The sequence below is a fragment of the Roseibium sp. RKSG952 genome (genome assembly GCF_009711355.1).
The window spans coordinates 22,686-41,593 of record NZ_SMMF01000943.1 but is presented as its reverse complement, the minus strand read 5'-3'; the positions used below and the strand labels follow the sequence as shown (position 1 = coordinate 41,593).

Below are 18,908 nucleotides of genomic sequence, written 5' to 3'. Positions count from 1 at the left end.
CCTTGGGCAAGGTTACCGGTTTTTTGGAAATTGACCGCCAGGAGCAAAAATATCAGCCGGCGTCCGACCGCATCCGCCACTTCCGGGAGTTCACGATTCCCTTGAACGATGGCGAGGTGGCCAATCAGGCCGCCCGCTGCATGGATTGCGGCATCCCCTTCTGCCACGGCCCAACCGGCTGCCCGGTCAACAACCAGATCCCGGACTGGAATGATCTGGTCTATCAGGGCGACTGGGATCTGGCGCTGCAGAACCTGCATTCGACCAACAATTTCCCGGAGTTTACCGGGCGGATCTGCCCGGCACCGTGTGAAGAGGCCTGCACGCTCAACCTTGAAGATGTGCCGGTGAACATCAAAAGCATTGAGCAGGCCATCGCCGATAAGGGCTTCAAGGAAGGCTGGATCGTCCCTGAACCGTCAGCAACGAAAACCGGCAAGGCAGTCGCAATCATCGGTGCAGGTCCCGCCGGTATGGCGGCGGCGCAACAGCTTGCCCGGGCTGGTCATACCGTCCACCTGTACGAGCGCGAACCCAAGGCGGGCGGCCTGCTGCGCTACGGCATTCCGGACTTCAAGATGGAAAAGCACTATATCGACCGGCGTGTCGTCCAGCTTGAGGCGGAAGGCGTCACCTTCCACTACGGGGTGAATGTCGGCGTAAACGTATCGCTTGATGAATTGGCAGAACGCCATGATGCGGTGATCCTGTGCGCCGGTGCCGAACGCCCCCGCGATCCGGGTGTCGGCGGCATGGAACTGGAAGGCTGCCACTGGGCCATGGACTATCTCGTCCAGCAAAACCGCCGTGTTGGCGGAGAACCCGAAGGCGACGCTGCACCAATCTGGGCTGGCGGCAAGCATGTGGTTGTTATCGGCGGCGGTGATACGGCTTCCGACTGCGTGGGCACATCATTCCGTCAGGGGGCCTTGTCGGTCACCCAGCTCGATATCCGTCCGATCCCTCCTGTCAAGGAAGACAAGCTGACGATCTGGCCCTATTGGCCAACCAAGTTCCGCACATCCTCCTCTCAGGCAGAAGGGGCCGAACGCGAGTTCTCCGCAGCAACGCTTGCCCTCGTCGGGGAAGACGGTCACGTCACAGGCGTCAAATGCGCCCGCGTGGACGAAAACCGCCGCCCGATCGAGGGGACGGAGTTTATCTTGCGCGCAGATCTGGTGCTGGCGGCCATCGGCTTTTCAGGGCCGTTGCTGGAGACGTATATCGCGCAGGCCGATGGCAAGCTCGAACTCGATGGCCGGACAAACGTCAAGGCCGACACTGAAAACTACAAGACCAGCATCGACAAGGTGTTTGCAGCCGGAGACGTGCGCCGCGGACAGTCCCTTGTTGTGTGGGCCATTCGCGAAGGCCGGCAAGCCGCACGTGCAGTTGATGAATTCCTGATGGGTTCCACCAACTTGCCGCGCTGAAGACAGCCACAATTCTGGAACAGGCAAAGGCGGCGCAAGCCGCCTTTTTCACAAGCCGGACGGCAATGGCTCGCCAGGGAGACGGATCGCGTTATCGACCCGGCCGGGCACCTGGGGCAAGGGCTGCCCTTCGATCAGAAACTTGTAGCCAAGCGTTTCCCGGTCCGCATCTGGTGTTTGTAGGTCGGCGCCGAGAAGCTCGACTTCCGGAGATGACGTGCGTCCGGTCAAGACGATAAAGTCGGGATCATCTTCGATGCCTTCGAACGCAAGACCTCCGTAGCCTCCCAAAAGCCTGGACAACTCGCGCTCGACAAAAAAGGCGACCTTCCGATATCCCGCCCAGGAAAAATCAATCTGGTTTTTTGTTCTGAGCCGGGTGCGCTTGCCGTCAACATCCGGCCCGAAGGAACTGTATCCGCTTTCATCGTCTAAAAAGACATCCCAGATATCAATATAACGAACCCGGGAATCCGATGTCTGAAGCTCGCTCAAAACATTCAGCTTCTCGAAAACCAGATTGACCCGATCGGCTCCTGTTGGTGGCATGCCCACAAGGACCACAGGCAACCGCTCCCGGCGGATCGCCCGGACCAGATTTTCAAGCTTGCGTTCATATTCGGAAAACCAACCGGCGGACGCATAGCCGATTTCCGGATCTCCGGGAAACGGTTTGTCCAGATCTGCCCGCCCGATCATCACGACAACAGCCTTGACATCCGCTCCGCGAATGCGAGCCAGTGTCTTGGCGATCCAGTCGGCCGGTTCGGCGCCGGCAAAGCCCTGTTCATCTTCGGTGAGCGGGTCTGTCCGGACGTTTGGCTGGTCAGAAAAATCGTAGCGCAACCCGGCTTCCAGCCCACGTGCCATTCGATCTCCGACAACAAGGATGACACCGGCATTCTCGTCCTTGGGCACTTCCACAAAAACGGGTGGCGCAGTGGAAACGCGCCGCTCCGCACGCGGCGCGGAACTGCGTGCCGGCCTTTGCTGAGCCGGAATGCGCCGTTCAACCCGTCGCGGTTCCCGCGTGAGCATCTTTATAATCGGCCTGAAAGGATTTATCCGTTGAAGGCGTTCTCCGACCCCTTGTGCCTCCGCCGGGCTGGCGATCAGAGCTGGCGCAACAAGAACGACCGCAGCGGTCATGCAAACCGCAACGGCAAATGACGCCAGTTTCCGAAGCACTCTTTTCACAACCCAACCCGGACACTGCTGAAATCCAGGTACAGTTTAGCTGTCGCGTCTGATTTTGGCCAGCAATACGACCGAAGGATAGCCGTCCGGGATTAATCCACGCGCGCGCTGATAGGCCCGGATGCCTCGCCGGGTTGCCGGACCGACCCTGCCATCGACGTCTCCGACATTGAACCCCCGCCGGTTGAGAGCTTGCTGCAATTCCGCTGTTTCCGAGCGATTGAGCGGCAAGTGTTCGCGTGACCAGTCGGACGCCAGCGGTCCGCCGCCAATGATACGGTCTGCAAGATGCCCAACGGCCAACGCATAGGCGGTCGCATTGTTATATCGCTTGATCACGTAAAAATTCCGCAACATCAAGAATGCGGGACCGTTGACCCCTGCTGGCATGACAAGAACAGCCCGGTCATCGGGACGTGGAAACCCTGCGCCATTGGCGCGGGTAATGCCGCGCCGCCGCCACTCTGCCAATGTCAATGTGGTGTCGTCATCGGCAAGGGTAAAATCAAACCCGGCGGGGAGGCTCACTTCGTAGCCCCACGTTTTGCCAGTCTGCCATCCGTGCTTTTTCAAATAGTATGCTGTGGAGGCAAGCGCATCTTCCACTGAAGTCCAAATGTCGCGCCGGCCGTCGCCATCATAATCCGCCGCATAGGCCTTCCAGCTTGATGGCATGAATTGGGTATGTCCCATGGCCCCGGCCCAGGAACCTTCCATGTCTTCAAAACGCACATGCCCAGCCTGTACGATGGACAAGGCGGTAACCAATTCACGCCGCCAGAACTCCTGACGGCGGGGAGCTGCATATGCCAGCGTTGCCAGCGCCTGGATTACGTTGTGACGCCCCATGAAGCCACCATAATTGGTCTCCATGCCCCAGATTGCGAGGACCGCCTCACGATCAACTCCATATCGCGCCTCGATGTTTCTCAGAGCGCGGTCATATTCGACCAGAAGCTCGCGGCCACGTTCCACCCGCGTATCGGAAACAGCAGATTCGAGGTATTCCCAGATCGGCTTGACGAACTCCGACTGCTTGTTCATCAGCCGCAAAGTATCGCTGTCAGGCTCCATTCCCGAGAATACGTGATTATAAGTTTGACTTGAAATTCCCGCAGACCGCGCTGTCGGCCAGAAGTCAGCGACAAACCGGTCGAATCTTGGATCGGCAAAAGCGTTTTCGGCGAATGCTCCCACACCACAGGCGAGAATGACCGCGATACGAAGGCCGCGCGCCAAAGCTGAAACGCGCGCATCTTTTCGGGGCATTTGACCTGATACCTCACAACTCTTCATCCAAGGCCTCCTGCTGCCCATTGATGTGAAGCCGACGCAAGATGTGATCGGCTTTTGTCAGTTTTCAGCGGCGAAATCATGACAAAACTCAATGCCGTCTCCTGAATCCGGCTTCGAATGTGATGGACGTGTAGCCGCAATTTAATTCTGCACTGCCAACAGTTCGGACGGTATACTGCGTCTCAAATTACGCGTTCTTTTTGCAAGAGCAAATCAAGGGGACTAGTTCCTGCAATGTCGGCGCAATCATTTCCAACTTGAGCATTTTCCGGTCAGTCGAGCTTGTTGCCTATCAGACCTCCGTTCCGAGTGTTCAGGGCCAGAGTTTCCGCAGCATCAGCCTCAAGGCACAACACTCCAAAATCGACATTGGCAATGTGCAACACCTGTAGCATTCTTGGTCCGTCAGCAACCTTTAGACATCTCGTCGCCTCCGGCCAGCCTCGCAAAACATCGTTAACCAACGGTTTCTGACCATGTTGCCAAAGCCACACTCCCCCGAAAATACAACAGCCTGCATTGTCTCGACACTTGATACAAAAGCATGCCGGGCGTAGAGACTGGATTAGATGATTTAAATTGATTTCAGAGAGACGTTCGGATGGTAGATCCCTTTGCAGTTGAGCAGCGTGAGTATGAAATGACGCGCGAATTTCAGAGTCTGGTATCAGCTGAACGGACATTGGAAACGGAAGTCGCGGGATTGAGTGCCCTGCGAGCTGCGCTCAAAGACGGTTTGTCTGGTCCATTTGTCCAAGCCGTCGAGCTTATCTCCAAGATCACTGGCCGGGTGATTATATCCGGCATCGGCAAGAGTGGTCACATTGGTACCAAGCTGGCCGCGACACTCGCTTCGACCGGGACACCGGCCAATTTTGTGCATGCCAGTGAAGCGAACCACGGTGATCTCGGGATGATCACTGAGGAAGACGTTGTAATTGCCCTGTCTTGGTCCGGTGAAACACAAGAACTTGCCGGGATCGTGGCCTATACCCGGCGCTTCAAGGTTCCGTTGATCGCGATCACATCGCGGGCGGACAGTACCCTCGGCAAGGCATCCGATGTTGTTTTGAAATTGCCCAACGTGACCGAGGCCTGTCCTCATGGTTTGGCACCGACGACCTCTGCCATTGTGCAGCTCGCAATTGGCGATGCCTTGGCGATAGCGCTTTTAGAATCGCGCGGTTTCACCGCTCAGGATTTCCGCACCTTTCATCCCGGCGGGCGATTGGGCGCAAGCTTGAAAACCGCAAAAGATATCATGCATTCCGGCACTTCCTTGCCCTTGGCACATGCGAACACTCCGATGCGGGACGGCCTTGTTCTGATGACACAAAAAGGCTTTGGTGCTTTGGGGGTTACGGACGAGCTGAACCGTTTGATCGGCGTGATTACAGATGGCGACCTGCGCCGCCATATCTCAACCAATTTTCTGGAAATGACGGTCGGTGAGATCATGACCAAAGACCCGAAAGCCGTCTCCGAAGACATGTTTTCGGCAGCCATTCTGGAGCTTGTCAACGCGACCCAGATCACGTCGGTTTTCGTCGTGGAGGACAACCGGCCAATCGGGATCATCCATTTGCACGACTTGCTTCGGATAGGTGCCGCATAACCCGCAAACACCTTTACTCCGGCTCTAAGGAACTGTTAATTTTGAACCCTAAACCGCAGGTTTTGGATGTGCGGTTAGGGTTTGATTAGTTTCAGCCCTTTTACAATGCTCAGGTCTGGCCGGACATCTCCGGACAAGCTAGCTGGTGTGCGGTATGGATATTGCGACGCTTATTGGGATTATCGGCGCGTTCGTGATTGTGATCACGGCAGTCTTTATCGGCGGCAGTTTTGCGCAATTCATTGATTTGCCAGCCGTTCTGATCGTGTTCGGAGGTGCGTCTGCTGCGACTTTGGTGCGGTTTCAGCTTTCCGACATCACGACGGCGTTCAAGACCGGGTCCAGGGTTGCGCTGGCAGGAAAAAGCACTACTCCCAGAGATCTGATCGCGGAAATTGCGCATCTTGGCGAGATTGTCCGCAAAACCGGACCGCTCGGCCTGGAAAACGTCGATGTCTCCGATCCGGTCCTTGCCAAAGGCGTGCAGTACATCGCAGATGGCTATGAGCAGGCGTTTATCCGCGAATCAATGGAGCGCGAGCGCGACCTGCAGTTGTCGCGCCTGTCCGAAGGACGAAGGGTGTTCAAGGCTCTGGGCGACTCGGCACCGGCCTTCGGAATGATCGGCACGCTGATCGGACTGGTCCAGATGCTGGCCAACATGGACGACCCGGCCGCAATAGGTCCATCCATGGCAGTAGCGCTTCTGACAACACTTTACGGAGCACTTTTGGCGAACGTCGTCTTCTTGCCTTTGGTTGACAAGCTTGATGCCAAATTCGACGCCGATGAACTGAACCAGACCCTGATCATTGATGGCGTGATGCAGATCCGGGAATCCAAAAGCCCTGCCCTTATCAAGGAAATGCTGGTGGCATATCTGCCGGAGAACCACAGGTCCGAGTTCGAAGACGCAGCATAAACGCGCAAGCGATGCGAATAGGGCGTGGAAGCCAAGACCGACAAGAGAACCGTTTCCAGCTTTCGGCAACAGGATAATTAAACATGGCACGAAAAAAGCCGCAGGATAGAGGAGCGCCCGCATGGCTCGTGACATTCGCGGATCTCATGTCTCTTCTTGTGTGCTTTTTCGTACTGATCATTTCCTTTTCGATCCAGGACAAGGAAAAACTGCAGGTCGTTGCCGGCTCGATGCGCGAAGCGTTCGGGGTCAAGGACACCTCCCGAAAAACCGGGATTATTGAAGTCGAAGGCATTCCGATCCGCAAATACATGAAGGATATCAGCCAGGTTCCTCAGGAACTGGATTCCGACTTTTCCGCCGAGCGCCACGACAAGCAACGCAATCAGGGACCAGAAGCCAACACGCATGAGGCCTCCGAGGCGGACATCGAAAAACCGCGCCAATTCGCAACAGCTGCGGCATCACTCCGGCAGGCTTGGCAGGAAATGCCAGAGATCACGGAGCTTTCGACCAATATCATTCTGGAAGAAACCGAAGACGGTCTAAACATCATGCTGGTGGATCAGGATGGCCGGTCGATGTTTCGTGAGGGATCCAAGTATCCCTACGAGACCACGCGGCGTCTGATTGCAAAGATGGCGCCCATCCTGTCGCAAATGCCGAACCGGATCGAGATTACCGGCCATACAACGGCCGGGCGGCAAAGCATCAATCCGGGCTATACGAATTGGGATCTGTCGAGCGAACGGGCCAACAGTGCACGGCAGGTGCTGACCGAATACGGTGTGCCCGGCAACCAGTTCTTTGCCGTTGTCGGCAAGGCGGACACCGAGCCGCTCTTCCCGAATGATCCCTATCTCGCGTCAAACCGGCGGATCGAAATTCTCCTGAAAGCGGAGGACCCGCCAATTCCGCCGGGGCACCGGCCCTGATCAGGGTCACCTAACTCACTTTGCCGCCAGTTCGACTACCAGCTTGACACCGTCGACACGGATCACCGTCACCCGTGTTCCGGCTGGCGCATCCGGACCGGTGATCCGCCAGACCGTATCGTCTATGGAGAGCTTGCCTTCGCCTTGCGAAATCGGGGCCGCCAGTACAAATTCCCGTCCTACATAACGGCTTCCCCGCCGGTTCAGGGCCGGATCGCCTCCCTTTTTCGCAGCTTTGCGCACCCATCTGCGCCCGACAATCAGGCTGGTGATTGCCAGAACCAGAAAAATGATAACCTCTGTCTGCCAGGACAAGTCCACGAACAGGGCAACCGCGCCAACCAGAATGGCCGAAATACCGAACCACAAAAAGATCGTTCCCGGCGCAAGAACCTCAAGCGCCAGCAGCAACAGTCCAAGGATCCACCAACTCCATGGGCCAAGCTCGTTTATGAGTCGCAGCACCATGATCAATCCTGGCGATCATTGCGTGGGGTATTTGTCACCGGTACACCGGAGCCTGTCCGGTCTTGCTTGACCGAACCTTCGCCAAAGGTTTCCTTCGCGATCTCGCCGATCCCCGCCAGACTGCCAAGCAGAGACGACGCCTCCATCGGAAGGATCAGGGTCTTCTGGTTTCTTGACGTCGCCAATTCCTTGAAGGCCTCGACATATTTGCTGGCGACAAAATAGTTGATCGCCTGCACGTCGCCATGCGCGATCGCCTCACTCACCATCTGGGTCGCCTTGGCTTCGGCTTCCGCCTGACGTTCACGCGCTTCCGCGTCGCGATAGGCAGCCTCCCGGCGGCCTTCCGCTTCCAGGATCTGGGCCTGTTTCTGACCTTCCGCCTGTAGGATTTCGGCCTGACGGCGCCCTTCCGCGTCGAGGATCGCCGCGCGTTTGTCACGCTCGGCCTTCATCTGGCGCGCCATCGCGTCCACGAGATCGCGCGGCGGGTTGATGTCCTTGATTTCGATGCGCGTGATCTTGATGCCCCAGGGCTCGGCCGCCGCATCGACAACCTTCAGGATCCGCGCGTTGATCTCGTCCCGATGGGACAACAGCATGTCCAGATCCATAGACCCCATCACGGAGCGGATGTTGGTCATGGTGAGGTTCAAAAGCGCATTTTGCAGACCCATGACCTCATAGGCAGACCGGGCAGCATCAAGAACCTGATAGAATGTCACGCCGTCGACCGTCACGGTCGCATTGTCGCGCGTGATGATCTCCTGGGAGGGCACGTCGAGCACCTGCTCCATCATGTTCATCTTGTGTCCGACACGATCGACAAAGGGAATGATGAAATTCAGACCTGGTGTCAGCGTCTTGCGAAACCGCCCAAAGCGCTCGATCGTATAATTAAATCCCTGGGGTACGGTCTTGACCCCGGATATGATCACGAGGATCACCAGCACCAGCAGAACAAGAATCACGATATCCGAAGCGTGTAGGTTCAAGGGCATGAAAAGTCTCCGCAATTAGCCACCCGGACGGGACGGGAGTATGCCGCGCCTTGGGTGTACACACCAGATTTAGTATGCGCCTTCATACAAAAAAGGAGCGCCTTGCGCCCCTTTTACAACCCATCCGAGATCCAACTTCTAGATCCAGCCCGACAGTTCCCGCCGGACAATGTGATCGATCACCTTCATTCCGAGGTCGCTATCGTTGAGACAAGGGATATGGGTGAAGTGCTCACCGCCGTTTTCCTCGAAAATCTCACCAGCTTCGCCAGCGATCTCTTCGAGCGTCTCAAGGCAATCCGAGACAAAGCCGGGGTTCATGACGGCGATTTTTTTGACGCCATCCTTGGCCATCTGTTCTACCGTTTTGTCAGTGTAGGGTTGCAGCCATTCCTCGGGGCCAAAACGCGACTGGAAGGTCGTCTGAAGCTTTTCCTTATCCCAGCCAAGTACGTCCCGCATAAGGCGCGTGGTCTTGTGGCAATGACAGTGGTAAGGGTCGCCGCGCCGGAAATAGGACTGCGGAATGCCGTGGTAGGACGTCAGGACGACATCCGGCTGGAAGTCCAGCGTGTCGAGATGCCGTTTGACCGATTCAGCGAGAGCCTTCACATAGACCGGATCGTCGTGATAGGGCGGCACCGTGCGGATCGCAGGCTGCCACCGCATGTCGAGAAGGGCTTTGCATACTTCGTCGTTGACGGTCGCGGTTGTGGTTGCCGAATATTGCGGGTAGAGCGGAAACACCAGAATCCGGTCGCACCCCTGCTCCCTGAGCGCTTCCAGACGCGAGCGGATCGACGGATTGCCGTACCGCATCGCCCAATCGACATGCAGTTTGCCGTCGCTTGTGCCCATCATGCCGGCCAGCTTGTCCGACTGGCTGCGTGTAATGGTGCGCAGGGGCGACTCGTTCAGCTCATTGTTCCAGATTTCCTCGTAAGCCTTGCCGGATTTTCCGGGCCGGGTCATCAGAACGATCCCGTACAAAATCGGATACCAGACGGCTTTCGGCCATTCGATCACCCGTTTGTCTGACAGGAATTCGCGCAAATAGCGCCGCATTGGCCAGTAGGTTGTTGCGTCCGGGGTGCCGAGATTGACCAGCAGAACCCCGACCTTGCCCGTTTTCACTTTAGGGTGGCCGTCGGGAAGGTGCACATCCCGCATCTCCAGGTCCGGATCGGCGGAAAGCGGGGCGGTTGGCTGGACGTTCATGGTCATTCCACATACTAGCGGGTTTGTTTGGCGCATAGATAGCGTTTTGCACTCCACACGCCAAGTGTCGCTAAGCTTACGCATACCGGCCCGGCCAGATCATGCGGAAGCACCACAAATCGTCCATGCCTGCCCACGCGCACGGGCCCGACCGGTTTCGCCCCTATCCGTAGTCCCTCTCGTCGGAAATCACCTTGCCATCATTCGGCAGCGAGCCGGAAGGCACAATGTCGACGTCACCCCGCAAGCTCGTGATATCGCGCAAACTGTCTGCAAGACCGTCCTTGTTCACCGCGTCCGGTTCATTCGCTTCCACCGAAAGCGTCATGACATCGCTTTCGCCTGCCCGGCTCACAACGAGACGCGCCTTAATGACGGCTTCATAACGGGCCACCAACTCGGCAATCTGGCCCGGGTCAACAAACATGCCCTTGACCTTCGTGCGTTGATCGGCACGGCCCATCCAGCCAGCAAGGCGGATATTCGTCCGGCCGCACTCCGATGGGCCTTCAAGCACCTTGGACAAGTCTCCGGTTCCAAAACGGATCAGCGGATAAACCGGGTTGAAATTGGTGACAACCAGTTCGCCGACTTCGCCGTCTTCGACAGGATCGCCAGTGCCCGGACGAACAATTTCAACGATGTAGTTTTCGTTGACGATCATGCCCTCTCTGGCACTGCTTTCATAGGCAATGACGCCCAGGTCTGCTGTCGCGTAACACTGTTGAACGCGAATACCACGGTTTTCGTAGTCTTCACGCAGAGACGGAAACAATGCGCCCCCGGACACCAGAGCCTTGGTGATCGATGACAGGTCCCTGCCCTGCTCCAAGGCGCGGTCAAGCAGTACCTTGAGGTAATCCGGCGTGCCGATGAAGCCGCTGGGTTTCAGGGTTTCGATTGCCTCGACCTGCATGTCGGTATTGCCGATCCCGGCGGGAAACACGGTGCAGCCCAGCGCCCGCGCGCCACTGTCGAGGATGAAGCCCCCCGGCGTAAGGTGATAGGAAAACGCATTGGCGACCAGATCACCTTTCCGGAACCCGGACGCGTGGAGCGCTCTTGCACCATTCCACGGATCATCGCCCGGGGCTTGCGGCTCCCAAATCGGCCCCGGAGACATGAAAACCCGCTCGACTCCCTCCAGTGTTCCGGCAAGAAAACCACCAAATGGCGGATCGTCCTTTTGCCGCTGCATCAGTTCGGACTTTCGCAAGACCGGTAACCCGGCCAGGGCCTTACGCGACGTGACAGCGTTCAAGTCTGATCCCTCAAGATGCACCGCCCAGCCGGGCGCGGCTTTGGCCGCTTTTTCCAGAAACGCCGGCAATTTGCCAAACAGGTCCTGTTCGCGCTCATCACGGCTTCGCCGCTCGAGCGCGTCATAATGTTCACTGGTCATGGTTTACTCCGCGTGTTGAGCAGCCCGGGGCCCGAAGGTCCTCAAGCCAGCCAGCGCTTCCTTCTCTTGTAATGCTTGACGTTCTTGAACGATCTGCGGCCCTCACCGCCAACGCCGAGATAGAACTCCTTGACGTCCTCGTTCTCCCGCAAGGCCTTGGCATCCCCGTCAAGAACAATCCGGCCGGATTCGAGAATGTAGCCATAGGTCGCGTATTTCAGGGCGACATTGGTGTTTTGCTCTGCGAGCAGAAACGACACACCTTCATGCTCGTTAAGCTGGCGGACGATTTCGAAGATCTCTTCGACCAGCTGCGGCGCGAGCCCCATGGAGGGCTCATCCAGCAGGATCATCTTCGGCCGGCTCATCAACGCCCGGCCAATGGCGCACATCTGCTGCTCCCCGCCCGAAGTATAGCCCGCCTGGCTCTGCCGCCGCTCCTTCAGACGCGGGAAATAGGTGTAGACCATTTCAAGATCGGACCGGATCGCGGAAGCCCCGTCCTTGCGCGTATAGGCACCGGTCAGAAGGTTTTCTTCAATGCTGAGGTGCCCGAAACAATGACGGCCCTCCATCACCTGAATGCAACCGCGCCGGACAAGATCATTCGGGGAAAGGGCCTGCACCTCCTCCCCCTCGAACAGGATCTTGCCTTTCGTAACTTCGCCACGCTCGGCCCCAAGCAGGTTCGAAACGGCTTTCAGGGTTGTTGTCTTGCCGGCGCCATTCGCCCCGAGCAGAGCCACGATGCCGCCCTTGTCCACGGTCAGCGAGACGCCTTTCAGGACCAGGATCACGTGGTCATAGATTACTTCGATGTTATTGACCGACAGGATCGTCTCGGACTGCGCGAGCGGCGCCGTTGATTTGCCCGGGCCTGCCATTTCATGTGTTGCGGTCATCTCACCCTCCGGAAAGGTCCCGCCGCTCTCTTGCGGCGGGACAGGCTGCCGATCAGTTGTTCGGGCAGGGTTCGGTGCGCTTCGGCCAGGGCGCGTTTTTCTCCGCATATTCCTGGGCCGCTTCCACAAGCAGCGGACGCACCACATCGGTCATCGGTTCGATCCAGTCGGTGACCTTGACGAATTTTTCGCCATCCCATTCCTGGATGAAGACCGGATTGCTCCCTGAATGGTCCTCACAGGTTACCTTCATCGGATGGGCAAACCCGGAAAGCCCGAGTTCGGCAAGACGCTCTTCCGTGAGATCAAGCGCTTCCAAGCCCATCCTCATGTCTTCACCTGTAATGACCTGCTTGCCGGTCAATTGCTGAGCCGTGCGAATGCCCTCGGCAACAATCACTGAATTCAAGACCCCGCGATTGTAGATAGTCCCGCCAATGCTTTCGGGATCTGTCTGGCTCTTGTTCGCGTCAACCACATAGGTCTTGATGTCCTGGATCGCCGGGAAGTCCGATCCCACCCCGGAGAAGTTCAGCGCCTTGTATCCGGCGGCCGCCTGCCCTCCGGCGGCTGCATCAGCTTCACCGGCAGACCACCAGACACCAATGAACTTGTCCATCGGGAAACGTGTCTTGACCGCTTCCTTGATCGCGGTCGGGTTCATTGCACCCCAGCCCCACATCACCATGTAGTCCGGACGGTCCCGGCGCACATTCAGCCACTGCGAGGACTGGTTTTGCATTTCCTTGCCCGGTACCGGATATTGCAGGAGCTCGAAGCCGTACTTGTCTGCAAGCTGCTCCAGAAGGGGGATCGGCTCCCTGCCGTATCCGGCATCCAGAAAGATGTAGCCGATCTTCTTGCCCTGAAGGTTCTCAAGCCCGCCTTCCTGTTCGCCGATATACTTGACGACCACCGATGCGCCGTCCCAATAGGTGTCCGGTACATTGAATATCCAGGGAAACACCTCGCCCACGGCTGCCGCAGACAGGCCGTAGCCCATGGACAGGACCGGGATCTTGTCAACACCGGCTTTCGGGATCAGCTGCAAGGTGATGCCGGTGGAATAGGGATTATAGACCAGAGCCCCCTTGCCCTTGGTGGCCTCGTAGCACTCTACGCCTTTCTGGGCATTGTAGCCGGTCTCGCATTCCTCGATATCAAGCTTGACGCCACCGATACCGCCATCGCGTTCGTTAAGCATGACGAGATAATCGCGCATGCCGTTGGCAATCTCGATACCGGATGCGGCAAATGGCCCCGTGCGATAGGTCAGCAGCGGCACATAATTTGTGTCCTGCGCGGCTGCGGGCAGACTGAAACCTGTGGCGCCAAGGCTGAGCGCAAGGGCCGTTCCGAGCGCCAGTTGCTTGATCTTCTTCATCTCTTTCCTCCCATTTGGGTGTTGGCACCCCAACTCCGTCGAGCCGTCTTTGCCATTCCTCCCCGAACCGGCCCGCAGTTCGGATGGCATATGTCCGGGCTTGGCCGTCAATAAGGGAAAGGCCAGACCCTCAGCTTCTGCTTTCCGATCTGCCAGAGCCTTGCAAAGCCATGAGGTTCGACAATCAGAAAGAAGATGATCAGCCCTCCGACCACCATGAAGGTCAGGTGCTCGACCGTTTCAGCAGCCACATCCAGTCCGATCATTCCGGGAATGAATTTGAGGAACACCGGCAAGATCCAGATGAAGGCTGCCCCCAGAAAGGACCCGCCGAGACTGCCAAGCCCACCCAGGATCACCATGAACAGGATCTGAAACGAAAGAGTGATCGAATAGGATGACGGCTCGGCCGCATTCAGCCAGAAGAACACCATCATCGCCCCCGCTATACCGCATATGTAGGAAGACACTGCAAAAGCCATCAACTTGGTCTGTAGGGGGCGGATTCCCATCAGTTCGGCGGCAATATCCATGTCACGGATCATCATCCATGATCGTCCAATCCGGCCGCGCAGAACGTTTGCGACCAGAAATGCAATCAGAACCGTGACCGACAGCACCACGAAATAACGCGCCAGGGGCGTTGCTTCGGCCCCGGAAATCGCGATCCCGAACATTTCGCGCTTCGGCACTTCGATCGCTCCGGACGCATTGGAGTTGTAGAGCCACGGGATCCGAATGAAGCACCACTCCAGGAAGAACTGCGCCGCCAGTGTCGTCACGGCAAGATAAAGCCCCTTGATCCGGAGGCTCGGCAACCCGAAAACAGCACCTATCGCGGCTGAAAACACGCCTGACACGAGGACGAGGAAAATCACATTCACGTCCGGAAAGATCGTCGTCAGCTTGTAGGCCGCATATGCCCCTACCCCCATGAACGCGCCGGTTCCAAGAGACAGCTGGCCGCAAAACCCGGTCAGAACGTTGAGCCCGATTGCCGCAAGCGAGAACACAAGGAACGGGATCATGATCGAGTTGAGAAAGAAGTCGTTCCCGGTCAGGGGAATGACCACGAAGGCAACGGCAAGGATGACGGCAATGCCGATGCGGTCCTGCCGGATCGGGAACATCGCCTGATCGGCCTGGTAGGATGTCTTGAACTGACCTGCTTCGCGATAGAACATGTTGCTGCCTTACACCCGCTCAATGATTTTTTCGCCGAAGAGGCCTTGTGGCCGGAACAGCAGGAACACCAGCGCGATGATGTAGGCGAGCCAGGATTCGATCCCGCCGCCCACAAGTCCGCCCCAGTAGATCTCGCCGATCTTTTCGCCAAAACCGATGATCAATCCGCCAATAATCGCCCCCGGGATCGAGGTGAAGCCGCCGAGAATCAGCACCGGCAGCGCCTTGAAGGCGACGATCTCAAGCGCAAAGGACACATCCGATCGCGCGCCCCACATGATGCCCGTTGCCAAGGCGACAAGGCCAGCGGCGAACCAGACAATGGCCCAGATCTGGTTGAGCGATATCCCGACCGACAAGGCCGCCTGATGGTCATCGGCGACAGCCCGAAGTGCCCGTCCGATCCGGGTCTTGTTGAAGAACACCGCGAGTGCTCCCACCATCAGAACCGCAATGACGGCAGCTGCGATATCGATGTGCTGGAGAATGACCAGCCCGCGTTCGCCGAACTCGAAAGCCGTCGATCCGGTCGGCAGTCCGAGTTCTTCGGCAATCATCCGTTTCGGCTCACCGCCAAACACGAATTCTCCAAAACCGATCAGGAAGTAGGTCAGTCCGATGGTCGCCATCAGCAGAATGATGTCCGGCTGGTTGACCAGGGGCCGCATGACCACCCGCTCCACGCCATAGGCAAGAACTCCCATGACGCCGATGGTCAGGATCAGCGCGAGGATCGCCGGAACCCCGCTTTCATGCAGCCCGACCAGCGTCAGGCCCGCAAACACTACCATGATCCCTTGCGCGAAATTGAAAACGCCGGAGGCCTTGAAGATCAGGACAAACCCGAGTGCAATCAGCGCGTAGAGAATACCGGACACAAACCCTTCCCAGAGCACCTGCAGGAAGAAGTCCGGCATCTCGACCATCTGCACGAAGGGATCGACAAAGATTTCGTAAAGCATGCTGGGTTCCCTCCCCTAGTGGCTCACGCCCAGATAGGCATCGATCACGGCCTGACTGGCCTGCACGTCCTCGGGAGGGCCGTCGGCAATCTTCTTGCCGTAATCGAGAACCACGACCCGGTCGGACAAGTCCATCACGACCCCCATGTCATGTTCGATGAGCGCGATGGTTGTGCCGAATTCCTGGTTCACGTCGATGATGAAGCGGCTCATGTCCTCTTTTTCCTCAAGGTTCATGCCCGCCATCGGTTCGTCCAGCAGCAACAGGTCAGGCTCCATGGCAAGTGCCCGGCCAAGCTCGACCCGCTTTTGCAGACCGTAGGGCAGCTTGCCGACCGGTGTCTTGCGGATCGCCTGGATTTCCAGAAAGTCGATGATGTCTTCCACCTTGCGGCGGTGTTCGATCTCCTCACGTTCCGCCGGTCCCCGCCAGAGCAGCTGCCAGAAGAAATTCCGATGCATCTTCAGCGACCGCCCGGACATGATGTTGTCGAGCGTGGTCATGCCCTTGAAAAGCGCAACATTCTGGAACGTCCGGGCAATCCCCTGGCTTGCCGCCTCGTAGGGCTTCATTTTCCGCCGGACTTTGCCCTGCCAGGTAATGGTGCCTTCCTGAGGATGGTAGAAACCGTTGATGACATTCAGCATCGACGTCTTGCCCGCGCCATTCGGACCGATGATCGCCCGGATTTCCCCCTTGAGAATATCGAAAGAGATATCGGTAATGGCTTTCACGCCGCCAAAGGACAGGGAGACATTGCCGACACGTAAGAGTTCCTCGCGCTCGGACGGGGCGACTTCAGGCAGCATGTCCTGACCGACATAGGCGTTCATTCCGCTGCCTCCTGCATTCCCGCGCTGCTGTCATGAGCCGGCATGTCCCTAATCTCGACCGTTGCCTCGATTGCCCCCTTGCGGCCGTCCTCGAAGGTCACTTCGGTCTTGATGTGTTTGCTGACCGAACCGTCATAGAGCGCTTCGATCAGGGGCTCGTAACGCTCCGCAATGAAGGACCGGCGCACCTTCTGGGTCCGGGTCAGTTCCCCGTCATCGGCATCGAGTTCCTTGTGCAGCACCAGAAACCTGCGGATCTGGGCCCCGGCCATCATCGGCTCCTGCGACAAGTCCCGGTTCACCTGATCCACATGACCCTCGATCATCTTGTAGACATCCGGGTGGGCGGCGAGTTCCTGATAGCTCGCATAATTGACGTTGTTGCGTTCGGCCCATGACCCGACTGCCGTCAGGTCGATGTTGATGAACACACAGACCTGATCGCGCTCATTGCCGAAAGCGACCGCTTCCTTGATGTTCGGAAAGAACTTGAGCTTGTTCTCGATGTATTTCGGCGCAAACAGAGACCCGTCTGTGAGCTTACCGACATCCTTGGCCCGGTCGATGATCTTCAGATGCCCATTGTCGGCGATGATCCCCGCGTCCCCGGTATGGACCCAGCCATCTGCCGTCTTGGTCGAACGGGTCGCTTCGTCGTTCTTGAAATAACCGACAAAAACCCCGGGAGACCGGTACATGACCTCGCCTGTGTCGGCGATTTTCAGCTCCACGTCCGGCGCGGGCTTTCCGACAGTGTCGCCAAAAATCTCGCCATCAGGCTGCAGCGTGATATACACGCTGGCTTCGGTCTGGCCGTAAAGCTGCTTCAGATTGAGGCCAAGCGACCGGTAGAACCTGAAGATTTCCGGCCCGATTGCTTCGCCGGCCGTATAGCCTACCTTGAGGCGCGTGAACCCCATCCGGTTTTTCAAGGGGCCGTAAACCAGTGTCTCGCCAAGCCGGTAGAGAAGCTTGTCGGAGAAGGCGACCTGTTCTCCATTCAGGATTTTCTCCCCGGCGCGCTGCGCGACACCCATAAAGATGTCGAACATCTTCTTCTTCAACCGGCCCGCATCTTCCATGCGGACCAGGATCCGGGTCAGCATCATCTCGAAGACACGCGGCGGGGCAAAAAAATAGGTCGGGGCGATCTCAAGCCGGTCGACATCAATGGTGTCCAGACTTTCCGGGCAATTGACGCAATAGGCAGCCGTAAAAGCCTGCGCCAGCGAAAAGACGTGATCCCCGATCCACGCCATCGGCAGATAGGCGAGGACCTCCTCACTCTCATCCAGCTTGTCAAAGGCATTGCCGTTGCGGGCGGAGATGATCAGATTGTCGAAGGACAGCATCACGCCTTTCGGCCGTCCAGTGGTGCCGGAAGTATAGAGCATAACCGCAAGGTCGGAGCCTTTTGACCGGGCTAGCCCCGCTTCCCATAGGTCCACGGCACCCGGTGTACTTTCCAGAGCCTTCCGTCCCTGTTCCTGCACGGAAGCAAACTCGTGCAGATGCGTGTGGTCGTAGTCTCGCAGGCCCCGTGATTCGTCATAAATGATCTCGGTGAGGGTGGGCACCTGCCCGCTCATACCGAGCAGCTTGTCGACCTGCTCCTGATCCTCGACGATGGCAAAATGCACTTCGGCATGGCCGAGCACATAGGCCATCTCTTCGGCAACCGAATCGGCATAGACCGGCACCGGAACGGCCCCGATCGCCTGGGCAGCAACAATCGCCCAATAAAGGCGCGGCCTGTTGGCCCCGACAATGGCAACCTTTTCACCGGGTTTCAGGCCCAGCTGCTGCAATCCGACTGAAAATGCACGTATTTCATCCAGCACCTCGGACCAGGTCCAGCTTTGCCAGATCCCGAAGTCCTTTTCCCGAAACGCTGTCCGGGCTCCGAAGTCCCGCGCATTGCGCAGGAGAACCTTCGGAAAGGTGTCCTCACCGCCTGAAGCGGCACCGGCCATCCCTGCCATAGCGTGTTCCATCCCTCAAGGTTCGCCCCGTTTGCCGGGGTCGAATTTTGGATTTCATGAAACTACCGCTCAGTCCCGGCATCAAGCCTTTTGTTGTCAAAGCGCTCGTTTCAAGTGTCCTTGAAGAAAATGCTAGGGATCCGTCATTTCGCCAGTATGTTTCAATTGTGAC

At 57.6% G+C, this 18,908-nt stretch carries 17 protein-coding genes; 4 read left to right on the top strand and 13 right to left on the bottom strand.

Translation table 11 applies throughout. The annotated features are described in order from the left end of the window. Positions 1 to 2: 2 nt before the first annotated feature. Positions 3 to 1,433 carry a glutamate synthase subunit beta gene (locus tag E1297_RS29310; RefSeq protein ID WP_155144510.1) on the top strand — a complete coding sequence of 477 codons (1,431 nt, stop codon included), beginning with the start codon at positions 3 to 5 and terminating at the stop codon, positions 1,431 to 1,433. Between the two features lie 48 nt (positions 1,434 to 1,481). On the opposite strand, the gene E1297_RS29305 is transcribed toward E1297_RS29310, so the two are convergent. From E1297_RS29305 to E1297_RS50855, 3 genes are all read right to left on the bottom strand, one after another. After that, on the bottom strand, positions 1,482 to 2,582 hold the full coding sequence (locus tag E1297_RS29305; protein WP_155144508.1) for a DUF459 domain-containing protein: 1,101 nt from the start codon (positions 2,580 to 2,582) through the stop codon (positions 1,482 to 1,484). 84 nt (positions 2,583 to 2,666) lie between these two features. Further along, a complete protein-coding gene (locus E1297_RS29300; RefSeq protein WP_244327931.1) occupies positions 2,667 to 3,926 on the bottom strand; it encodes a lytic murein transglycosylase in 1,260 nt (419 codons plus the stop codon). Positions 3,927 to 4,198: 272 nt separating this feature from the next. Further along, positions 4,199 to 4,321, bottom strand: a complete 123-nt coding sequence (locus E1297_RS50855; protein WP_256372790.1) for a hypothetical protein — start codon at positions 4,319 to 4,321, stop codon at positions 4,199 to 4,201. A 206-nt stretch (positions 4,322 to 4,527) separates the two neighbouring features. On the opposite strand from E1297_RS50855, the gene E1297_RS29295 reads away from it, so the two are divergent. The 3 genes from E1297_RS29295 (at position 4,528) to E1297_RS29285 (ending at position 7,398) form a co-directional block, all read left to right on the top strand. Continuing rightward, entirely contained in the window at positions 4,528 to 5,541 is a 1,014-nt protein-coding gene (locus E1297_RS29295; RefSeq protein ID WP_155144506.1) for an SIS domain-containing protein, read from the top strand. A gap of 154 nt (positions 5,542 to 5,695) precedes the next feature. Then, positions 5,696 to 6,463, top strand: coding sequence for a motility protein A (locus E1297_RS29290; RefSeq protein ID WP_155144504.1), 768 nt, complete (start codon positions 5,696 to 5,698; stop codon positions 6,461 to 6,463). An 83-nt stretch (positions 6,464 to 6,546) separates the two neighbouring features. Beyond that, positions 6,547 to 7,398, top strand: a complete 852-nt coding sequence (locus E1297_RS29285; RefSeq protein ID WP_155144502.1) for a flagellar motor protein MotB — start codon at positions 6,547 to 6,549, stop codon at positions 7,396 to 7,398. 15 nt (positions 7,399 to 7,413) lie between these two features. On the opposite strand, the gene E1297_RS29280 is transcribed toward E1297_RS29285, so the two are convergent. The 10 genes from E1297_RS29280 to E1297_RS29235 all read right to left on the bottom strand — a co-directional run bounded on the left by E1297_RS29280 (position 7,414) and on the right by E1297_RS29235 (position 18,736). Further along, positions 7,414 to 7,866, bottom strand: a complete 453-nt coding sequence (locus E1297_RS29280) for an NfeD family protein (protein ID WP_155144500.1) — start codon at positions 7,864 to 7,866, stop codon at positions 7,414 to 7,416. Between the two features lie 2 nt (positions 7,867 to 7,868). Further along, positions 7,869 to 8,867: an SPFH domain-containing protein gene (locus tag E1297_RS29275; RefSeq protein ID WP_155144499.1), complete on the bottom strand. Its 999-nt coding sequence runs from the start codon at positions 8,865 to 8,867 to the stop codon at positions 7,869 to 7,871. Between the two features lie 138 nt (positions 8,868 to 9,005). After that, the gene (gene hemH, locus E1297_RS29270; protein WP_209016067.1) at positions 9,006 to 10,037 is read right to left on the bottom strand and encodes a ferrochelatase; all 1,032 of its coding nucleotides are present in this window, start codon (positions 10,035 to 10,037) and stop codon (positions 9,006 to 9,008) included. Positions 10,038 to 10,248: 211 nt separating this feature from the next. Then, entirely contained in the window at positions 10,249 to 11,487 is a 1,239-nt protein-coding gene (locus E1297_RS29265) for a phenylacetate--CoA ligase family protein (protein ID WP_155144495.1), read from the bottom strand. 41 nt (positions 11,488 to 11,528) lie between these two features. Continuing rightward, the gene (locus E1297_RS29260) at positions 11,529 to 12,389 is read right to left on the bottom strand and encodes an ABC transporter ATP-binding protein (RefSeq protein WP_244327930.1); all 861 of its coding nucleotides are present in this window, start codon (positions 12,387 to 12,389) and stop codon (positions 11,529 to 11,531) included. A gap of 52 nt (positions 12,390 to 12,441) precedes the next feature. After that, on the bottom strand, positions 12,442 to 13,773 hold the full coding sequence (locus E1297_RS29255; protein WP_155144494.1) for an ABC transporter substrate-binding protein: 1,332 nt from the start codon (positions 13,771 to 13,773) through the stop codon (positions 12,442 to 12,444). A 107-nt stretch (positions 13,774 to 13,880) separates the two neighbouring features. Beyond that, positions 13,881 to 14,957, bottom strand: a complete 1,077-nt coding sequence (locus E1297_RS29250; RefSeq protein ID WP_155144493.1) for a branched-chain amino acid ABC transporter permease — start codon at positions 14,955 to 14,957, stop codon at positions 13,881 to 13,883. Positions 14,958 to 14,966: 9 nt separating this feature from the next. Next, positions 14,967 to 15,920, bottom strand: a complete 954-nt coding sequence (locus E1297_RS29245; protein ID WP_155144492.1) for a branched-chain amino acid ABC transporter permease — start codon at positions 15,918 to 15,920, stop codon at positions 14,967 to 14,969. Positions 15,921 to 15,935: 15 nt separating this feature from the next. After that, positions 15,936 to 16,754: an ABC transporter ATP-binding protein gene (locus tag E1297_RS29240; protein ID WP_155144491.1), complete on the bottom strand. Its 819-nt coding sequence runs from the start codon at positions 16,752 to 16,754 to the stop codon at positions 15,936 to 15,938. After that, positions 16,751 to 18,736 (bottom strand): AMP-binding protein, encoded by a 1,986-nt coding sequence (locus E1297_RS29235; RefSeq protein WP_155144490.1) that lies wholly within the window; start codon positions 18,734 to 18,736, stop codon positions 16,751 to 16,753. The genes E1297_RS29240 and E1297_RS29235 overlap by 4 nt, the downstream gene beginning before the upstream one ends. Positions 18,737 to 18,908: the final 172 nt, after the last annotated feature.

Excerpts from the sequence above, each read along its gene's own strand:
- E1297_RS29305 (WP_155144508.1), bottom strand. The coding sequence starts at position 2,582 with ATGACCGCTGCGGTCGTTCTTGTTGCGCCAGCTCTGATCGCCAGCCCG.
- E1297_RS29300 (WP_244327931.1), bottom strand. The coding sequence starts at position 3,926 with ATGAAGAGTTGTGAGGTATCAGGTCAAATGCCCCGAAAAGATGCGCGC.
- E1297_RS50855 (WP_256372790.1), bottom strand. The coding sequence starts at position 4,321 with ATGCTACAGGTGTTGCACATTGCCAATGTCGATTTTGGAGTGTTGTGC.
- E1297_RS29295 (WP_155144506.1), top strand. The coding sequence starts at position 4,528 with ATGGTAGATCCCTTTGCAGTTGAGCAGCGTGAGTATGAAATGACGCGC.
- E1297_RS29290 (WP_155144504.1), top strand. The coding sequence starts at position 5,696 with ATGGATATTGCGACGCTTATTGGGATTATCGGCGCGTTCGTGATTGTG.
- E1297_RS29285 (WP_155144502.1), top strand. The coding sequence starts at position 6,547 with ATGGCACGAAAAAAGCCGCAGGATAGAGGAGCGCCCGCATGGCTCGTG.
- E1297_RS29280 (WP_155144500.1), bottom strand. The coding sequence starts at position 7,866 with ATGGTGCTGCGACTCATAAACGAGCTTGGCCCATGGAGTTGGTGGATC.
- E1297_RS29275 (WP_155144499.1), bottom strand. The coding sequence starts at position 8,867 with ATGCCCTTGAACCTACACGCTTCGGATATCGTGATTCTTGTTCTGCTG.
- hemH (WP_209016067.1), bottom strand. The coding sequence starts at position 10,037 with ATGCGGGATGTGCACCTTCCCGACGGCCACCCTAAAGTGAAAACGGGC.
- E1297_RS29265 (WP_155144495.1), bottom strand. The coding sequence starts at position 11,487 with ATGACCAGTGAACATTATGACGCGCTCGAGCGGCGAAGCCGTGATGAG.
- E1297_RS29260 (WP_244327930.1), bottom strand. The coding sequence starts at position 12,389 with ATGACCGCAACACATGAAATGGCAGGCCCGGGCAAATCAACGGCGCCG.
- E1297_RS29255 (WP_155144494.1), bottom strand. The coding sequence starts at position 13,773 with ATGAAGAAGATCAAGCAACTGGCGCTCGGAACGGCCCTTGCGCTCAGC.
- E1297_RS29250 (WP_155144493.1), bottom strand. The coding sequence starts at position 14,957 with ATGTTCTATCGCGAAGCAGGTCAGTTCAAGACATCCTACCAGGCCGAT.
- E1297_RS29245 (WP_155144492.1), bottom strand. The coding sequence starts at position 15,920 with ATGCTTTACGAAATCTTTGTCGATCCCTTCGTGCAGATGGTCGAGATG.
- E1297_RS29240 (WP_155144491.1), bottom strand. The coding sequence starts at position 16,754 with ATGAACGCCTATGTCGGTCAGGACATGCTGCCTGAAGTCGCCCCGTCC.
- E1297_RS29235 (WP_155144490.1), bottom strand. The coding sequence starts at position 18,736 with ATGGCAGGGATGGCCGGTGCCGCTTCAGGCGGTGAGGACACCTTTCCG.